Source organism: Bacteroides uniformis (assembly GCF_025147485.1).
Classification (GTDB): domain Bacteria; phylum Bacteroidota; class Bacteroidia; order Bacteroidales; family Bacteroidaceae; genus Bacteroides; species Bacteroides uniformis.
This window is the reverse complement of the sequence record NZ_CP102263.1, coordinates 314025-332791: the sequence shown is the minus strand read 5'-3', so window position 1 is coordinate 332791 and position 18767 is coordinate 314025. Positions and strand designations below refer to the sequence as shown.

The 18767-nt window shown below is 49.0% G+C and carries 17 protein-coding genes; 16 read left to right on the top strand and 1 reads right to left on the bottom strand.

All coding sequences use genetic code 11. The features are described 5' to 3' along the window. Nucleotides 1–126 precede the first annotated feature (126 nt). The 6 genes from NQ510_RS01410 to NQ510_RS01385 all read left to right on the top strand — a co-directional run bounded on the left by NQ510_RS01410 (nucleotide 127) and on the right by NQ510_RS01385 (nucleotide 7459). A complete protein-coding gene (locus NQ510_RS01410; RefSeq protein ID WP_005829709.1) occupies nucleotides 127–1131 on the top strand; it encodes a glycoside hydrolase family 43 protein in 1005 nt (334 codons plus the stop codon). Between the two features lie 35 nt (nucleotides 1132–1166). Further along, the gene (locus NQ510_RS01405) at nucleotides 1167–2651 is read left to right on the top strand and encodes a glycoside hydrolase family 125 protein (protein ID WP_005829710.1); all 1485 of its coding nucleotides are present in this window, start codon (nucleotides 1167–1169) and stop codon (nucleotides 2649–2651) included. A gap of 8 nt (nucleotides 2652–2659) precedes the next feature. Further along, the gene (locus tag NQ510_RS01400; RefSeq protein WP_005829711.1) at nucleotides 2660–4717 is read left to right on the top strand and encodes a beta-L-arabinofuranosidase domain-containing protein; all 2058 of its coding nucleotides are present in this window, start codon (nucleotides 2660–2662) and stop codon (nucleotides 4715–4717) included. 76 nt (nucleotides 4718–4793) lie between these two features. Beyond that, nucleotides 4794–5882, top strand: a complete 1089-nt coding sequence (locus tag NQ510_RS01395; protein ID WP_005829712.1) for an acyltransferase — start codon at nucleotides 4794–4796, stop codon at nucleotides 5880–5882. A gap of 535 nt (nucleotides 5883–6417) precedes the next feature. After that, nucleotides 6418–6639, top strand: a complete 222-nt coding sequence (locus NQ510_RS01390; RefSeq protein WP_005829718.1) for a DUF6140 family protein — start codon at nucleotides 6418–6420, stop codon at nucleotides 6637–6639. A gap of 40 nt (nucleotides 6640–6679) precedes the next feature. After that, entirely contained in the window at nucleotides 6680–7459 is a 780-nt protein-coding gene (locus tag NQ510_RS01385; RefSeq protein WP_005829720.1) for a hypothetical protein, read from the top strand. Nucleotides 7460–7586: 127 nt separating this feature from the next. On the opposite strand, the gene NQ510_RS01380 is transcribed toward NQ510_RS01385, so the two are convergent. Continuing rightward, complete coding sequence (locus tag NQ510_RS01380) at nucleotides 7587–8375, bottom strand: hypothetical protein (protein WP_005829722.1); 789 nt, start codon at nucleotides 8373–8375, stop codon at nucleotides 7587–7589. Nucleotides 8376–8506: 131 nt separating this feature from the next. On the opposite strand from NQ510_RS01380, the gene NQ510_RS01375 reads away from it, so the two are divergent. From NQ510_RS01375 to NQ510_RS01330, 10 genes are all read left to right on the top strand, one after another. Further along, entirely contained in the window at nucleotides 8507–9415 is a 909-nt protein-coding gene (locus NQ510_RS01375; RefSeq protein ID WP_005829725.1) for a helix-turn-helix transcriptional regulator, read from the top strand. Between the two features lie 103 nt (nucleotides 9416–9518). After that, complete coding sequence (locus NQ510_RS01370; RefSeq protein WP_005829726.1) at nucleotides 9519–10553, top strand: C1 family peptidase; 1035 nt, start codon at nucleotides 9519–9521, stop codon at nucleotides 10551–10553. 563 nt (nucleotides 10554–11116) lie between these two features. Then, nucleotides 11117–12211, top strand: a complete 1095-nt coding sequence (mnmA, locus tag NQ510_RS01365) for a tRNA 2-thiouridine(34) synthase MnmA (protein ID WP_005829733.1) — start codon at nucleotides 11117–11119, stop codon at nucleotides 12209–12211. Further along, on the top strand, nucleotides 12208–13575 hold the full coding sequence (locus NQ510_RS01360; RefSeq protein ID WP_005829736.1) for a S8 family peptidase: 1368 nt from the start codon (nucleotides 12208–12210) through the stop codon (nucleotides 13573–13575). The genes mnmA and NQ510_RS01360 overlap by 4 nt, the downstream gene beginning before the upstream one ends. Nucleotides 13576–13579: 4 nt before the next feature. Beyond that, a complete protein-coding gene (gene xseA / locus NQ510_RS01355) occupies nucleotides 13580–14812 on the top strand; it encodes an exodeoxyribonuclease VII large subunit (RefSeq protein ID WP_005829738.1) in 1233 nt (410 codons plus the stop codon). A 78-nt stretch (nucleotides 14813–14890) separates the two neighbouring features. Then, complete coding sequence (locus NQ510_RS01350) at nucleotides 14891–15289, top strand: lipocalin-like domain-containing protein (protein ID WP_005829739.1); 399 nt, start codon at nucleotides 14891–14893, stop codon at nucleotides 15287–15289. A gap of 12 nt (nucleotides 15290–15301) precedes the next feature. Continuing rightward, nucleotides 15302–15517 (top strand): exodeoxyribonuclease VII small subunit, encoded by a 216-nt coding sequence (xseB, locus tag NQ510_RS01345; RefSeq protein ID WP_005829741.1) that lies wholly within the window; start codon nucleotides 15302–15304, stop codon nucleotides 15515–15517. A gap of 53 nt (nucleotides 15518–15570) precedes the next feature. Next, nucleotides 15571–16590, top strand: coding sequence for a branched-chain amino acid aminotransferase (locus NQ510_RS01340; protein WP_005829743.1), 1020 nt, complete (start codon nucleotides 15571–15573; stop codon nucleotides 16588–16590). 162 nt (nucleotides 16591–16752) lie between these two features. Next, entirely contained in the window at nucleotides 16753–17511 is a 759-nt protein-coding gene (gene trmB, locus NQ510_RS01335) for a tRNA (guanosine(46)-N7)-methyltransferase TrmB (protein WP_005829747.1), read from the top strand. A 74-nt stretch (nucleotides 17512–17585) separates the two neighbouring features. Next, nucleotides 17586–18686, top strand: a complete 1101-nt coding sequence (locus tag NQ510_RS01330; RefSeq protein ID WP_005829749.1) for an Mrp/NBP35 family ATP-binding protein — start codon at nucleotides 17586–17588, stop codon at nucleotides 18684–18686. Nucleotides 18687–18767: the final 81 nt, after the last annotated feature.

Below are 18767 nucleotides of genomic sequence, written 5' to 3'. Positions count from 1 at the left end.
CAAAGCCAAAACCATAGCAATTAATGATGAGGGTGTGCCGAATGTCTGACGGAATGATAGCTGAAAAACGTTTTGGCACACCCTCTCTCTTTTACGATAAATCACTGTTCGAAAACCCTATTTACCATGAAACTTAAGAAACTTACTATTTACTGCCTGGCATTGTTTTGTGCCTCTTCTTCTCTTTATGCGCAATCCGGTGAAGAAGTTCAAAAGAAACGCAGCGGCAATCCGATTTTTCCCGGTTGGTATGCCGACCCTGAGGGGGTGGTGCTGGACGGGAAGTTCTGGATTTATCCTACATATTCCGCTCCTTATGATGAACAGACTTTTATGGATGCCTATTCTTCGCCCGACTTGGTGCATTGGACCAAGCATCCACGCGTGCTTTCAAAGGAAAACATCCCATGGCTGCGCCGTGCTTTGTGGGCACCGGCTGTCATCGAGGCCAATGACCGTTATTATCTTTTCTTCGGAGGGAACGACATACAGAACAACTCTGAGATTGGCGGTATCGGTGTGGCTGTGGCAGACAATCCGGCAGGTCCTTTCAAAGATGTGCTGGGCAAGCCCTTGATTGATAAGATTGTGAATGGCGCACAACCCATCGACCAGTTTGTGTTCCGCGATGACGATGGCACTTACTATATGTACTATGGCGGATGGGGGCATTGCAACATCGTGAAACTGTCTCCCGATTTACTTGGTGTCGTTCCTTTTGATGATGGCACAGTCTATAAAGAAGTGACTCCTCAGGACTATGTAGAAGGTCCTTTCATGCTGAAACGTAACGGAAAGTATTACTTCATGTGGTCGGAAGGCGGTTGGGGAAGCCCCGACTACCGTGTGGCCTATGCCATTGCCGACTCTCCTTTCGGACCGTTCCATCGCGAGGGAATAATTCTTCAGCAGGATGCCGGTGTAGCTACCGGTGCCGGACATCATTCGGTGGTGCGTGGAAAAGGCAAGGACGAATGGTACATCATTTACCACCGTCGCCCGTTGGGAGAAACGGCTGCAAACAGCCGTGCCACCTGCATTGATCGGATGTACTTTGACAAAAAAGGAAAGATAAAGCCGGTGCGCATGACTTTCGAGGGAGTGAAAGCTACCCAAACCCCACTTGACTAATAGCAATTTTCAATTCAAATTTATATAGAAGAAATATGAGTCTTAATTCCAAAAAGATTTGTTTCAGTCTTGTTCTGGCTGCGGCTGCCGGGATGGTTCAGGCTGCCAATGGTAGCTGCCTTCTTGCCGATGCGGGTTTTGTGGCCGTGCAGGACAATACGGCATCTGCCGGAAACTATTCCTCTAACCGTCCTAAAGAGAAACAACGCCTTTTCCGTTCCACTGCCGTGGAGAAAGAGATTGCCCGTGTACAGAAACTTTTGAAGAACCGCAAGCTTTCCTGGATGTTTGCCAACTGTTTTCCCAATACGCTGGATACTACTGTGCACTTCCGCAAGGGTAGCGATGGAAAGCCTGATACTTTTGTATATACGGGTGACATCCATGCTATGTGGTTGCGTGACTCAGGGGCGCAGGTATGGCCATATGTGCAGCTTGCCAACAACGACCCGAAACTGAAAGAGATGCTGGCTGGTGTTATTCTGCGCCAGTTCAAGTGCATCAATATCGACCCGTATGCGAATGCCTACAACGACGGTGCGCTGCCCGATGGGCATTGGATGAGTGACCTTACTGACATGAAGCCCGAACTGCATGAACGCAAATGGGAAATCGACTCGCTTTGTTATCCCTTGCGGTTGGCTTATCACTACTGGCAGGTGACGGGTGACACTTCGGTTTTCGGTGCTGAATGGCTGGAAGCCATCCGCAACATTTATACTACTTTTTGTCAGCAGCAGCGCAAAGAGGGTGTCAGTCCCTACAAATTCCAACGCAAGACGGAGCGTGCGCTCGATACGCTGAACAATGACGGTCTGGGTGCTCCTGTCCGTCCGGTGGGACTCATCGTGTCCTGCTTCCGCCCGTCGGACGATGCCACAACGCTTCAGTTCCTTGTGCCTTCCAACTTCTTTGCCGTCACTTCCTTGCGCAAGGCTGCCGAGATTCTGGAAACAGTGAACAGGGAGACTGCCCTGGCTGCCGACTGCCGTGCCTTGGCCGATGAGGTGGAGATGGCTTTGAAACGCTATGCAACCTACAACCATCCTGAATTCGGTACCATCTATGCTTTCGAGGTTGATGGTTTCGGCAATCATCTGCTGATGGACGATGCCAATGTGCCCAGCTTGCTTGCCATGCCCTATTTGGGAGATGTAGATGTCAATGACCCCATTTATCAGAATACCCGCTGTTTTGTGTGGAGCGACAGCAATCCCTATTTCTTCAGCGGCAAAGCCGGCGAGGGCATCGGCGGACCGCATATCGGCTATGACATGGTGTGGCCCATGAGCATTATGATGAAAGCCTTCACAAGCCGGGATGATGCCGAAATCAAAACTTGCATCAAGATGCTGATGGATACGGATGCCGGTACCGGCTTTATGCACGAATCGTTTCATAAGGATGATGCAACCAACTTCACCCGCCCCTGGTTTGCCTGGCAGAACACCCTTTTCGGTGAGCTGATATTGAAGTTGGTTAATGAGGGGAAGGTGGATTTATTGAATAACATTGATTAAGATATAACATGAAGAACTTATATACATGGGTGGCTGCCCTCCTTTTCGTGGCATTGACAGTTTCGGTTACGGCTTGTACTTCTGCCTCTTCTGCCGGTACGGTGACGGTGGTGGACCGGCCGGATACACATGCTGTCAATGCCAATTATATGGGTTACCGTGCCCCGCTTCGTCCGTTGAACTTTATAAAATTGCCGGTAGGCAGCATCCGCCCCGAGGGTTGGGTAAGGAAATTTCTGGAGTTGCAGCGCGACGGCCTGACCGGACATTTAGGGGAAATCAGCGCTTGGTTGGAAAAGGATGACAATGCCTGGCTTACGACCGGCGGAGACCATGGTTGGGAGGAAGTTCCCTATTGGCTCAAAGGGTATAGCAGTTTGGCATATATTCTGAATGATCCGGAGATGATAGAAGAAACCAAATACTGGATTGAAGGCGTATTTGCCAGCTGCCAGCCGGACGGTTATTTCGGCCCGGTCAACGAACGCAATGGGAAGCGCGAACTTTGGGCACAGATGATCATGCTCTGGTGCCTGCAATCTTATTACGAGTATTCTCAGGACCGGCGTGTCATAGACCTGATGACAAACTACTTTAAATGGCAGATGACGGTCCCCGACGACCGGCTTCTGGAAGACTTTTGGGAGAACAGTCGTGGAGGTGATAATATCATCAGCATCTACTGGCTTTACAGCCATACGGGAGATGCTTTTTTGCTCGAATTGGCCGAAAAGATTCATCGCAACACTGCGGACTGGACTCAGTCGACCTCTTTGCCCAACTGGCACAACGTAAACATTGCTCAATGTTTCCGTGAGCCTGCCACTTATTATATGCAGACCGGTGATTCTGCCATGCTGAAAGCCTCTTATAATGTCCATCGGCTGATCCGTCGTACTTTCGGGCAGGTGCCCGGCGGCATGTTCGGGGCGGATGAGAATGCCCGTTTGGGATATATCGACCCTCGCCAGGGGGTGGAAACCTGCGGGCTGGTTGAGCAGATGGCTTCCGATGAAATTATGCTTCGCATGACGGGCGACCCCTTATGGGCCGAGCATTGCGAAGAAGTGGCATTTAACTCTTATCCGGTTGCCGTGATGCCGGACTTTAAAGCGCTGCGCTACATCACTTGCCCGAACCATGTCGTCAGTGATTCCAAGAATCATCATCCGGGCATCGACAACCGCGGACCGTTTCTTTCGATGAATCCTTTCAGCAGTCGTTGCTGCCAGCACAATCATGCACAAGGCTGGCCCTACTTTGCCGAACATCTGGTTTTGGCAACTCCCGACAATGGAGTGGCAACGGCTCTTTATGCAGCTTGCAAGGCTGTGGTGAAAGTAGCTGATGGAAAGGAAATCACTTTGCACGAAGAGACGAATTATCCTTTTGAGGAAGACATCCGCTTTTCTGTCTCTACCGGGGGGAAAGTCGTCTTCCCGTTCTATTTCCGGATTCCTTCATGGACTCAAAAGGCGAAAGTGCGCGTGAATGGTGAGGAAGTGGATGCGGCTCCCGTGGCAGGAAAGTATCTCTGCATCCATCGCGAGTGGTCGGATGGGGACCGCGTGGAATTGACGTTTCCGATGTCTTTGTCCATGCGCACCTGGCAGGTCAATAAAAACAGCGTAAGTGTGGATTACGGTCCTCTCACGCTCTCTCTTAAGATTGCTGAGAAATATGTGGAGAAGGACAGCCGCGAAACGGCCATCGGTGATTCTAAATGGCAGAAAGATGCTGACCCTCAAAAATGGCCCACTACTGAGATATATCCCGGCAGCGCGTGGAATTATTCGCTGGTGTTGGACAAGACAGAACCCTTGAAGCACTTCGAGGTAATCCGTAAATCATGGCCGGCTGACGACTACCCTTTTACGGTGGCCAATGTACCTTTGGAGGTGAAGGCTGTCGGCCGATTGGTTCCCGAATGGGAAATAGATGAAACCGGGTTGTGTGGTGTGTTGCCCGAAGAGGATGCGGCGAGAGGCGATAAAGAAGAAATCACACTCATCCCCATGGGAGCGGCGCGGTTAAGGATAACTGCGTTCCCGAATACAAAAGAATAAATTGATGAATGATGCGGACAGTAGTGAAGTGCTGATACCTTTAACTCCTTTGCATAAACAGAAAACTTGAAATAAAATGAAACGTATTGCTTTTTTGGATTATGTGCGCGTGTTTGCGTGCTTCTTGGTCATGCTGGTTCATGCCAGCGAGAATTATTATGGAGCTGTAGGTTCTACGGACATGGTGGGACCGCAGGCTTTCCTTCAGAACGAGGCCGATAGGTTATGGGTATCTATTTACGATGGCTTCTCACGTATGTCTGTGCCTCTGTTTATGATTGTTTCGGCTTACCTGCTTGCGCCTATGAAGAAGGGACAAAGCTGTTGGGAGTTTTACCGCAAACGTTTCCTGCGCATCATGCCGCCGTTCATCTTTTTCATGGTGCTGTACAGCACGTTGCCCATGTTGTGGGGACAGATAGACGGCGAACAGTCTATGAACGACCTTTCACGCATCTGGCTGAACTTTCCTATGCTTGCCGGACACTTCTGGTTCATGTATCCGTTGATAGGCCTTTACCTGTTCATCCCGGTCATCTCACCGTGGCTGGAGAAGGTTTCGGCGAAAGAAGAACGTTTCTTCATCGGACTGTTCCTGGTTTCTACTTGCATACCTTTCCTCAACCGTTGGTTTGGTGAGGTGTGGGGACAGTGCTTCTGGAACGAATATCACATGCTATGGTATTTCTCGGGTTATTTGGGCTACCTTGTGCTGGCACATTATATCCGCGTGCATCTTACTTGGGGGCGTTCCTTGCGTCTGTGGGTCGGTTTCCTGCTTATGCTGGTCGGGGCGGTGGCTACCATATGGTCGTTCTATGTCCAGGCTGTTCCGGGAGTGGTTCATTCTACGCCGGTCATTGAGGTGGGATGGGCTTTCTGCACCCTTAATTGCGTGGCGTTGACGGCAGGCACGTTTCTGCTGTTCAGTTGCATCAGCATTCCGCAACCTCCGCGCTTCATTGCCGAAATGTCGAGACTCAGCTACGGCATGTTCCTTATGCACATATTCTGGCTTGGCTTGTGGGTGTCGGTGTTTAAGTCTACATTGGGATTGCCCACCGTGGCTGCCATTCCGGTTATAGCGGTATGTACGTTTATCAGTTGTTTCGTGGCAACCAAGCTCATCTCGTTGATACCGGGCAGTAAGTGGATTATCGGGTAGAGACGGTAATACTGTAAGATACAGCAGTGAGAATGGTAAGGCAACTTTTCATGCCGATACATAAATTTCTGTTTAGGAATTGTGGCGGAAGTGCCTTGCATTTAAGCGATGATATGCAACTGTTTGGCATATCCGGCAGCTACTTTTGCGGTAAAGTAAAAGTAGTCTGCATGGTATGTTGGGGATTACTGCTTGCATTTTGGAAAAGTTTTTATAGCTTTGTGTTGAATAAAAGATTTTTTGGAATGTAAACGATAATAATAGCCTTCGGGCAAGACATATTGCAAACTTGCGGACAATTGTTCGATTCGGTTAAATCTGGTAAATTAAACATGAAATCAAGAACAATAGGTCTAAGTTGGTTTGTACCCTCACGAAGGGCACAGGCTGCTTTTACTTATTTTGATTTCAAGGTTTACCAGAACCTAACCGGAGAAATAGGAAAAAGTGAGTGCTGTGTCCTTTTTCTTTTGTTATGACAGCCGGAAATGCCGAAAACCGAGAAGAGTAGGTGAATTTAGAGAACAATGTAATTATGTCAAGAGTATTTAAAGTAAAGCCCAAGAGACTTAAAAAAGTAAATGGTCTGGTATTGACACCGGAGATGGAAGTGATTGTTACGACTAAAATCAATATGTCGGATCCTTTCAGTAATTGTGCAAAAGAACTGAAGGAGGCTTATATGCGTCTCTACAGCTTCGATTATGAGAAAGCTTGTTGCAACAGAGGGGATTTTGATTTCGCGGCACTTGATTGACCGGTATATTTTTTTGTGCCAACCTTAAAAAGCTAAAGATATGAACTGTATTAACACAGATTACTTCAAGCCTTTTTTGCAGGCTTTTTGCGAGAAGACACAACCGTTGTATACTTGTGGGTATCCATGGGGACCATTTGTGCCCTATACGATGCCCCGATATAACGATGCCGATGTGAAAATATTCTATATGGGCAGGGATACTTATTATTGGGTGGAGCAAGAAGAACTTTTCGAAGCTTTTACGAATCATGTTTTGGAAGACTATCTGGGGAAAAACGCGGCATGTGTAGATGTTGAAAAAATGTTGGGATGGAAAAATAACGCCGGTTCCTTTTGGACAATGGTTGCCAAACTGCATCTACTGATACGCACGGGCAGATACACTGAAGACATAATGCAGATAAGTGCCGCAGACAAAGTGATACTCGAAGAGATTGGTTACGGAAACATCAATGCCATAGAGCAGCAGACCAGCTTATCGAAAGAAGGGTATTGGGAAGCGATAACTTCTTTGGACGGTTATTGTCAAATCCGGGAAGCCGGTCGCCCTTTTGAGAAATTGAAGTCGGTGATAGAAGCCTACCACCCGGATTTTATCTTCATTTTCAATTGGGAAGAACGTGACGATGTATTCGAGGGTATGGACTTTGAGTGGCAGAAAGTGTATTACAAGGACAAGCTACAGGCTGTATATACCTTGCCCGGCTACTCTACCAAGGTGATATGGACTTCCCATCCCCGGCGTTATTCCTATTTAGGAACCAACATCGAAGAGATGGCAGGGAGCTTGGCTGATACATTTGCCGCCATTCGCTGACCAAGATAGTGTGGATGGAATCAAAATCTTTTTCAGACATTGTAGGAACAGTTTTTTCAAACAGCATGTTTTTACAGCTTGTCTTATTGATGTCTGAAAAAGATGATGCAGATAAGGGGTTTGGACGTTACTCGTTGGTTTGGGAAGCAAAGTGCTGGAATGTCACTTCGGCTTCCACCCAGAAATCATTCATCCGCAATAGGTCGGGGATAGAGTAGGGCTTATGGGTGCAAATGTCGTGTACTGCATGGCAAATGCAGATGTCTTCCAGTTCAGACCTGCTCAAGCAGCCTTCTGCCCAGCTTGTTTCGTCATCGAGTTCATCGGTTAAACCGAGTGCTTTGTCAGTTACATCCGGTATATTGTCGATGCCATTTGAAATGGAACAACTTTCTATCTCGGCAAGCCCTTTTTTATCGAGCAGTGTATCGATGAGTTTGATTATGCGGTTGAAGTCCGAAGAATAGAACATATCTTCTTCCAGAACAAGTACGGACTCGCTTCCGTTGTGGCTAAACAGCAATCGACCTTCAATCTCACAATCATCATCAAAAGTTTCGTCTTTCAGTGATTGGTGCATGGCTCGATATAGATTAGCAGTGTGGGCATACATTTGCCTGGTCAGTCCGAGAAGCAGTTCATTGATTTGTTTGAAACGTTCTTTTTCGGCCTGGTTGCATAGGAACATTTGGTTCAGCAGATAGCTTCTTGTGTGTAAGAGGTATTCTATTCTATCCAAAGTCTCTCTATCTTGGATTTTGTCTAAACGCGGATAAGTGCAATGGTGGCCCGGGATGGTTGTGGTGGGGATAATTCGTTTTAGTTCCATCTCGATGGCTGTCAGTATGTGCCGTTTTCGGGCAGTGTCTCGTTCTGATTGGATGAGTTCAAAGGTTTCTTTTGAGTATACGTCCATGGTCTGTTGTTTTTAGAATTGGTTTGATTACGGCAAAGGTAGGTAGGGATTATGCCATTTGGCGGCAGAACTCTGGTATAAGATAATTGAGGATTGAGACTTGGCTATAAATAATTATAAGTTAAAACAATATGGGTAAGGAACTTTTTAGTCGTTATGTTTGGCTCTTGGAGACCATTCATCGTGCGGGTAAGATTACATTCGAGGAAATCAACGCTCGCTGGCTTCGTTCGGAACTAAGTGGTGGAGAAACTCTTTCACTCCGTACTTTTCATCATCATCGGGATGCGATAGAAGAGCTGTTTGACATCAATATTGAATGCATCAAGCGTGGAGGTTATTGCTATTATATAGAGGATACAGAAGAATTGGAAAAAGGTTGTGTGCGCAAGTGGCTGTTGAATTCGTTTGCGGTAGACAACCTGATAGTTGAAAGCCGTAAGCTAAAATCACGTATTTTGCTTGAAGAAGTTCCTTCTGGAAAGCGGTATCTGATTCCGCTGATTGAAGCGATGCGCGACGGTATGATTGTTGAGGTGGACTATCAGAGTTTTCGGCAACAGGTACCTGCTAACTTTGAAATAGAACCTTATTGTCTGAAATTGTTCCGGCAGCGCTGGTATGTGGTGGCACGCAGTCCGCATTATAATCGCGTGATGATTTATTCGCTTGACCGTATTCTTGATTTGGAGGTGTCGGAGAAAACGTTTTACTATCCGGAAGAATTCAATCCTCAGTCTTATTTTGATGCCTGCTTTGGCATTGTAGCAGATGATGATATAGGGATAGAGACTGTGCAGTTGAAGGTCTACGCTCCTCAGGACAAGTATTTTGATGCCTTGCCATTGCATCATTCCCAACGTACGGTAGAAGTTACGGAAGGACATACCGTTTACGAATACCGAATACGGCCAACGTATGATTTTGTGCAGGAGTTGCTTTCGCACGGGGCAGATGTGGAGGTTTTGCAGCCTTCATTGTTGCGTAGCCGGTTGGGTGATATAGCAAAAGAGATGGTTGCTCTTTACAATATTCCGTAATGGTTTGCATTACGCGTACGGAATAGGTTGAGTTTTAATTTCATTATGAATATATTTGCAGGGCAAGACAAGAAATAATAATTTTGTATTTAATAGATTGCATATGAATAAATTACTTCCCCTCTTATGCCTTTCCCTCGCTCTGTCCGCCTGTTCACGTACGGAAAAGAGGTTGGAGGCGCATGTTTTCGTACCGGATGCAGTGTGTGCCCATACGCCGGCGCTGAACCAGGGCCGCACTTCTACCTGCTGGACTTATGCTTCGGCCTCTCTGTTGGAGTCTGACTGGCTGGCGGGGCATCCCGGAGATACCGTGCGCCTGTCGCCTATGTACATGGTCAGGCAGAAATACTTGAATCAGCTTGATGCCTACTATTACTCTTGCGGCAGGGAAGAAATCAGGAATGGCGGACTGGGACATTCTTTCCTCCGTGTGCTGGAGGAAGACGGTGTGCTGCCGTTGGAAGCATATCGGGGGCGACGGCAGGGAAGCAAAAGGCATGACCACGGGGCTTTGCTGAAACAACTGAAGAAGCTGGCGGAGGAGGCCGTGAAGCATTGCGACCTCCCCGGCTACAGGAAACGCGCTGTAGCCCTGCTGGACGAGCAGATGGGGGCGGTGCCCGATTCGTTTCTCTACCGTGGCAGGAGCTATACCGCCCGTTCGTTTGCCGACTCGCTTCGCTTCAAGGCGGAGGATTATGTGCAGTTGACGAGCTTCACGCATCATCCTTTTTATACCCCTTTTATATTGGAAGTACCGGACAACTGGGAGCATCAGTGCTATTTCAACCTTCCGCTGGACGAGTTGGAGCAGGTGGTGCGCCGTGCGCTGTCTGCCGGCAAGACGGTGGCTTGGCATGGAGATGTGAGCGAAGATACTTTCAGTCCGCGTCAGGGAATGGCTCTTTGGACGCAGCATCCGGTGACACAGGAGATGCGGCAACATGAGTTCGAGCGTTTCCTTACCACAGACGACCACATGATGCACCTCATCGGCACGGCGCACGATGAGGCGGGACGCTTCTACTATCTCTTGAAGAATTCGTACGGAAGATATGGCGCCTACGCAGGGCTGCTCTACATGTCCGAAGATTATTTCAGAGCGAAGACTGTCTCGGTTCTGCTGAGGAAGTAATCCCCCTCCAATCTTTCCCGTTCATCGGTTTTTGCGATGAAACTGCTTTTACTCTGTGTCCGCTTTCCCGTTGAAGGTTCGGCAGCCGTCAATTGACAGCTGCCGGCTTCACTGCGGTAAAGGCGCGGCGACACTTTCTCCCTTCATCAGCCTCACTCCCTCACTTCTGCAACATCACTGCACAACGGTTGCAGCGTCACTGCAAAAGGGTTGCAGTGTCACTGCATAACAGTTGCAGCGTCACTGCAAATACGGTTGCAGTGCTACTGCAAAATGGATGCACTGTCTTTGCAGTGCTTGTCTGCTGATTCATACATGGTTATGCCGAGGGGAGGGAATGTGCAGTGAAAGACCGGTACGCAGTCGATAAGAAGATGCGGGAGCACCTGCGGGGCGAGGTAGCGCGAAGGAAAGGAGTTTCACCGCAAAAGCCGATGAATAGGAAGATTGAGGGAGAAGGTGAAGGAGATGGAGGATGAAAATACATTTCTCTTTAGCGAAAAAGCTGTGTATTCTGCTTGAAAACGCGTACTTTTGCAGACTATATAAATGAATTGCAGAATATGAACAAACCCGGGAAGCGAGTATTGGTCGGCATGAGCGGAGGTATAGACAGTACCGCCACTTGTCTGATGCTGAGGGAGCAGGGCTATGAGATAATCGGTCTCACCATGTGGGTGTGGGGAGACGAACCGGTGGAAGCCCGCAGCCTTGCCGACAGTATGGGAATTGAGCACTATGTGGCGGATGAGCGCGATGCTTTCCGCCGGATTATCGTTCGGAACTTTATTGATGAGTATCGCCGGGGGCGTACTCCCAATCCTTGTGTGATGTGCAATCCATTGTTCAAGTTCCGCATCCTGACGGAGTGGGCGGACAGGCTGGGCTGTGCGTTCGTCGCTACCGGGCACTACACCCGTCTGGAGGAGCGGAACGGGAAGACTTACATCGTTGCCGGAGATGACGACAAGAAAGACCAGTCCTATTTCCTCTGGCGGCTGGGGCAGGAGGTGTTGAAGCGGTGCATCTTCCCGCTGGGGGCGTTCACCAAGATGCAGGTCCGCGGGTATCTTCGTGATAAAGGATATACGCTCAAGGCGGAAGAAGGGGAAAGTATGGAAGTCTGCTTCATCAAGGGCGACTACCGCGACTTCTTGCGCGAGCACTCTCCGGAGATAGACAGCGAGGTGGGGCCGGGATGGTTTGTCAATTCGGAAGGCGTCAAGCTGGGCGGGCACAAAGGATTCCCTTACTACACCATCGGGCAGAGGAAGGGGCTGGAGATTGCTTTGGGCAAACCTGCCTACGTGCTGAAAATCAATCCGCAGAAGAACACCGTGATGCTGGGCGATGCGGAGCAGTTGAAAGCCGGATACATGCTTGCCGAAGAGGAAAACCTGATTGACGAGGCGGAATTCTTTGGCAGTGAAGAGCTTACCGTGCGCATCCGCTACCGCAGCAAACCCATCCCTTGCACCGTGAAGCGCCTGGAGGACGGGCGTCTGCTGGTGCGCTTCTTGTCGGAGGCTTCTGCCATTGCTCCGGGACAGTCTGCCGTGTTCTACGTCGGCCGGCGTGTGGTTGGCGGCTCATTCATCGCTTCCCAACGGGGCATCGGGATGTATATTGCAGAAAATAATAAAAACACAGATATATGAGAAAACTCTTTTTCCTTCTACTTTTCATCTTGGCTGCTGTAGGCGCATCGGCCCGGCAAGACACTTTGAAGTATCGCATCAGCCTGAAGGACAAGGCTGCCACCACGTATTCGCTGGAACATCCGGAAGCGTTCCTTTCTGAAAAGGCGATTGAGCGCCGCCGCAAGCAGAACCTTCCGATAGACTCGACAGACCTTCCGGTATGCCGTAAGTATGTGGATGAGATTCGCAGGCAAGGCGTGAAGATTGTCGTTACCGGCAAGTGGGAGAATTTTGTTACAGTGTCCTGCAACGACTCTGCATTGGTGGAGCGCATTGCCGCTCTGCCTTTTGTCCGGGAGACGGAAAAGGTATGGATAGCTCCCGGAGGTGACGGGCCGTTCATGGCAACGGAGCGCGACTCTCTGATAAACCGCCCGAGCGTGCATCCCGACAGCATTTATGGACTGGCTGTCGACCAGATACGGCTGAGCAATGGCGATAAGCTGCACGAAGAAGGCTTCAAGGGACAAGGAATGACGATTGCCGTTATCGACGCGGGCTTCCACAATGCCGACAAGATAACCGCCATGCAGAATATCCGCATCCTGGGTACGAAGGATTTTGTGAACCCCCAATCGGATATATTTGCCGAAAGCAGCCACGGCATGGCGGTGCTCTCGTGCATCGCCATGAACCGCCCCGGTGTCATGACCGGTACGGCTCCCGAAGCTTCTTTCTGGTTGCTGCGCAGCGAAGACGAATACTCCGAGCATCTGGTAGAGCAGGACTACTGGGCTGCGGCTGTGGAATATGCCGATAGCGTGGGAGTGGATGTACTCAATACTTCATTGGGATATTACGCTTTCGATGATAAATCCAAGAATTATAAGCTCCGCAATCTGGATGGGCACCATGCGCTGATGTCACGTCAGGCATCGCGCATAGCCGATAAGGGCATGGTATTGGTATGCAGTGCCGGAAATTCGGGCGCCGGTTCTTGGAAGAAGATTACGCCTCCGGGCGATGCCGGGAATGTGTTGACGGTGGGCGCTGTCGACAAGGAGGCTGTCCTGGCTCCTTTCTCGTCTGTAGGGAATACGGCAGACCATCGGATAAAGCCGGATATTGTAGCCGTCGGGCTGGGTGCCGACGTGATACGCACGGACGGCAACCAGGGAAGGGCGAACGGTACCTCTTTTGCCTCACCCATTATGTGCGGCATGGTGGCCTGCTTGTGGCAGGCTTGCCCCGAACTTACGGCAAAAGAAGTGATGGAATTGGTGCGCCGTTCCGGTGACCGTGCCGATTTTCCCGATAACATCTACGGTTATGGCGTGCCCGATATGTGGAAAGCATATCAGGATTATCTGCTCAAAAGATAGCCATATGGAATCGTTGTCTTTGTATGAGCTCAACGCCCTTGTGCGCCGCAGTCTGGAACAATGCCTTCCTGACGAGTGTTGGGTGCAGGCGGAGTTGAGCGATGTGCGTACCAACAGTACGGGGCATTGCTATCTGGAATTTGTGCAGAAAGACCCTCGCAGCAACAGCCTGATAGCTAAGGCGAGAGGAACAATCTGGGCAAATGTGTTCCGCCTGCTGAAGCCCTATTTTGAGGAAGCCACGGGGCAGGCGTTTGTTGCGGGCATCAAAGTGCTGGTGCAGGTCACCGTCAGCTTCCACGAACTTTACGGCTATAGCCTTACGGTGCAGGACATAGACCCCACCTATACCTTGGGCGATATGGCACGCCGCCGCAGGGAGATACTGAAACAGCTCGAGGAAGAGGGGGTGCTCACTCTTAATAAAGAACTGGATATGCCCCGCCTGCCGCAACGTATTGCCGTCATATCCTCACCGACGGCGGCGGGCTATGGTGACTTCTGTCATCAGCTGGAAAACAATTCCCGGGGTTTCTACTTTTATACGGAACTGTTTCCTGCCCTGATGCAGGGCGACCGTGTGGAGGAGTCTGTCCTCTCTGCTCTCGACCGGGTAAATGCACGCTTGTCCGAGTTTGATGTGGTTGTCATTATTCGCGGTGGAGGCGCCACGTCCGACTTATCCGGTTTCGATACTTATCTGCTTGCTGCTGCTTGTGCACAGTTTCCGTTGCCTGTCATAACGGGCATCGGTCACGAGCGGGATGACACGGTGCTGGATTCTGTGGCACATACCCGTGTAAAGACCCCTACGGCGGCTGCCGAATTCTTAATAGAGTCCATGGACAGCGCTGCTGATGAACTGGAAATGCTTGCTTCTCGCTTGCATGAGGGTGTCAGGAATCTGTTGCAGCAGGAACAGCGCAGACTCTCTGGTTACAAGAACCGGATTCCTTCTGCCGCATACCATCGTATATCCGATGCAAAAATGGCTTTGCTGACTGTGCGGAAAGATGTGGTGCAGGCTGTGACTTCCTCTTTGTTCCGCCATCGCCATCGCCTGGAATTGTTGCAACAACGATTGGCAGATGCTTCACCGGAAAAGTTGTTGGCCCGCGGTTACAGCATTACGTTGAAAGATGGGAAAGTAGTGAAGAATGCAGATGAACTGCAGGAGAATGATATGATAACAACCCGTCTGCAGAATGGTGAAGTGGTTTCAATAGTACATATTTAACTCTCCTCTCATTCATGCAGTGTTTTGCAAATCTCTGCATTTTATGAATATTGTTTAAATCATTTAAAATGAACAAAGATGAAAACACAAAATTTGTTTTTTATGCTGATACTGATAAGTATGGCATTTAGTTTTATTTCATGTACGGATGAGGATGATAAGGTCGAAATTCCTCAACTGGTAGGTAAGTGGATTGTGAAAGAACCAGTCCTGCAGGACGATTTTGTGACCTGCTATACGTTTAATGCAGACAAGACCTATGAAGTTTATACCGGAAGCCCGTTATCTAACGGAGTCCCTTTTCGTGGAACTTATATCATAAGTCTTGATGAAAAATTGATTAAGTTGTATGATAAAGAGGAACATTGTACTGAACAATATCATATTTTGAAACTGACGTCCAAGGAGATGAAGTGGGAGAACGCATCGCCCAAAGACGGGAATTCTGACAAACGGCTTGAGAAGTACAACGATTAATTAATTTCAATTATGCCGGTAACCAAGAAAAAAGAGACCTACTCCGAAGCCATGGCACGTTTGGAGAAAATTGTCAGCCAGATAGACAACAACGAACTGGAGATAGATGTGCTTGCTGAAAAAATAAAGGAAGCAAACGGAATTATAGCATTTTGCAGCGATAAATTGACCAAAGCTGACAAGGAAATTGAAAAATTACTGTCGGAGAAGTGGGAATCTGAAGAATAAAAGCTATTTTTGTTGCAAAATGTACGTAATAGAAGTAACTAATACTTTGAGATATGAAAGAACTTGATTGGGCTAATCTGCCGTTCGGATATATGAAGACAGATTACAATGTGAGAATTTACTATCGTAACGAACAATGGGGCGAACTGGAAGTTTGCAGTGAGGAAACCATTCCTATGCACATGGCTGCCACTTGTTTGCACTACGGTCAGGAAGCGTTTGAGGGTTTGAAGGCTTTTCGTGGCAAAGACGGTAAAGTGCGTATCTTCCGTTTGGAGGAGAATGCAGCCCGCCTGCAATCCACTTGCCGTGGCATCTTGATGCCGGAACTTTCTACGGAGCGTTTCAAAGAAGCTATTCTGAAGGTGGTGAAGCTGAACGAGCGTTTCATTCCGCCTTATGAATCGGGTGCTTCTCTGTATATCCGTCCGTTGCTGGTGGGTACCGGTGCACAAGTAGGCGTACATCCTGCCAGCGAATATCTGTTTGTGGTGTTCGTGACCCCGGTAGGTCCTTACTTTAAGGGTGGATTCTCAACCAATCCGTATGTCATTATCCGCGAATTCGACCGCGCGGCACCGCTCGGTACGGGTGTCTATAAGGTAGGAGGCAACTATGCAGCCAGCTTGCGTGCCAACAAGAAGGCGCACGATTTGGGCTATGCCTGCGAGTTCTATCTGGATGCCAAAGAAAAGAAATACATGGACGAATGTGGCGCCGCCAACTTCTTCGGCATCAAGGACAATACATATATCACTCCGAAGTCCACTTCCATCCTGCCCTCCATCACCAACAAGAGCCTGATGCAGCTGGCAGAGGACATGGGCATGAAGGTAGAACGCCGTCCGGTTCCCGAAGAAGAGTTGCTGACTTTCGAGGAAGCGGGTGCCTGCGGTACGGCTGCCGTTATCAGCCCCATCGAACGTATAGACGACGTAGAGAACGGCAAGTCATACGTTATTTCCAAGGATGGAAAACCCGGACCGGTATGTACGAAGCTCTACAACAAGCTGCGTGCCATCCAGTATGGTGACGAGCCGGATACTCACGGGTGGGTGACGATTGTTGAATAATACGGTGATGGCAATGTCTATCGTATAAGACTTGCCGGGACTTTGTTTTTTATACTTTTAGGCACGGATTGCGCGGAAAGCACGGATAGATTGAAGAGAGACCGTGAAAATCCGTGTAATCCGTGCCTAAAATAATATGTTTTATGTTTCAATGCTTCTTAAATGGGAAAGAACAAGTTAGAGAAGTTTGCCGATATGGCGAGTTATCCGCATGTTTTCGAGTATCCGTATTCCGCGGTGGATAATGTGCCGTTTGACATGAAAGGGAACTGGCACGGGCGGTTTTTCAAGAACGACCATCCCATTGTCCTGGAACTGGGCTGTGGTAGGGGAGAATATACTGTCGGATTGGGACGCATGTTTCCCGAAAAGAACTTCATCGGAGTGGATATAAAGGGTGCCCGCATGTGGACGGGAGCCACCGAGTCGCTGGAGTCGGGCATGAAGAACGTTGCTTTCTTGCGTACGAATATCGAAATCATCGACCGCTTTTTTGCTATGGATGAGGTGAGCGAAATCTGGCTCACTTTCTCGGACCCGCAGATGAAGAAGGCGACCAAAAGGCTTACTTCCACTTATTTCATGGAGCGCTACCGCAAGTTCCTGAAGAATGACGGCATAGTCCATCTGAAGACGGACAGCAACTTCATGTTTACCTATACCCGGTACATGATTGAAAGAAACCGGCTGCCGGTGGATGTGATGACGGAAGACTTGTACCACTCCGGCATGGCTGATGAGATACTCAGCATCAAGACCTATTATGAACAACAATGGCTGGATCGTGGTTTGAATATCAAGTACATCAAGTTCCATCTTCCGCAAGAGGGCGAGTTGCAGGAACCGGATGTGGAGATAGAGCTGGATGAGTACCGCAGTTATAACCGTAGCAAGCGTAGCGGATTGCAAACCAGCAAATGATGTGAATCAGTGGTTAAAACTACTACTGATTCGCATAAAAATAGTAAATAGTAAATCGTCAAATAGTAAATACAATGACATTATATCCAAAATTAATCCTTGATGCATTGGCAACAGTGCGTTATCCCGGTACCGGAAAGAATCTTGTTGAGGCTGAGATGGTGGCCGATAACATGCGGATTGACGGGATGAAGGTCAGCTTCTCGTTGACATTCGAGAAACCGACTGATCCGTTCATGAAGTCAATGGTGAAGGCTGCCGAGACAGCTATACATACGTATGTCTCTCCCGAGGTGGAGGTTGTGATTACGACTGAAAGCCGTCAGGCGGCACGTCCGGAAGTGGGTAAACTATTACCCCAGGTGAAGAATGTTATCGGAGTGTCTTCCGGAAAAGGTGGGGTAGGCAAGTCCACGGTTGCTGCCAACCTTGCCGTGTCTTTGGCAAAGTTGGGTTATAAAGTAGGTCTGCTGGATGCTGATATCTTCGGGCCTTCTGTTCCAAAGATGTTCCAAGTGGAAGATGCCCGTCCGGTGGCAGAGAACATTGGTGGACGTGACTTGATTGTTCCGATAGAGAAGTATGGCATCAAGTTGCTTTCCATCGGTTTCTTTGTAGACCCCGACCAGGCCACTTTGTGGCGGGGAGGTATGGCAAGCAATGCCTTGAAGCAGCTGATTGGTGATGCCGATTGGGGAGAACTGGATTATTTCCTTATCGACCTTCCTCCCGGAACGAGCGACATTCACTTGACAGTGGTGCAGACTTTGGCACTGACAGGAGCTATCGTTGTTAGCACGCCGCAGGCTGTGGCGCTGGCAGATGCCCGCAAAGGCATCAATATGTTTACCAATGATAAGGTGAATGTGCCCATTCTCGGTTTGGTGGAGAACATGGCTTGGTTCACGCCTGCCGAATTGCCGGAAAACAAGTATTATATCTTTGGGAAAGAAGGCGCAAAGAGACTGGCTGAGAAAATGAACGTACCCTTGCTGGGACAAATTCCTATTGTGCAGAGTATCTGCGAGAGCGGTGATAAGGGGACTCCGGTTGCTTTGGATGAGAATACGGTGACCGGGCGCGCTTTCCTGCAACTGGCTGCTGCCGTAGTCCGTCAGGTAGACCGCAGAAATATGGAAATGGCGCCGACACGGATTGTGGAAGTGCATAAATAAACATGGATATTTTCCTTATGAAAAAGGAGCAGTTACCCGGCGACGGGTAACTGCTCCTTTTTCATTTAGACTTGTTTAGAG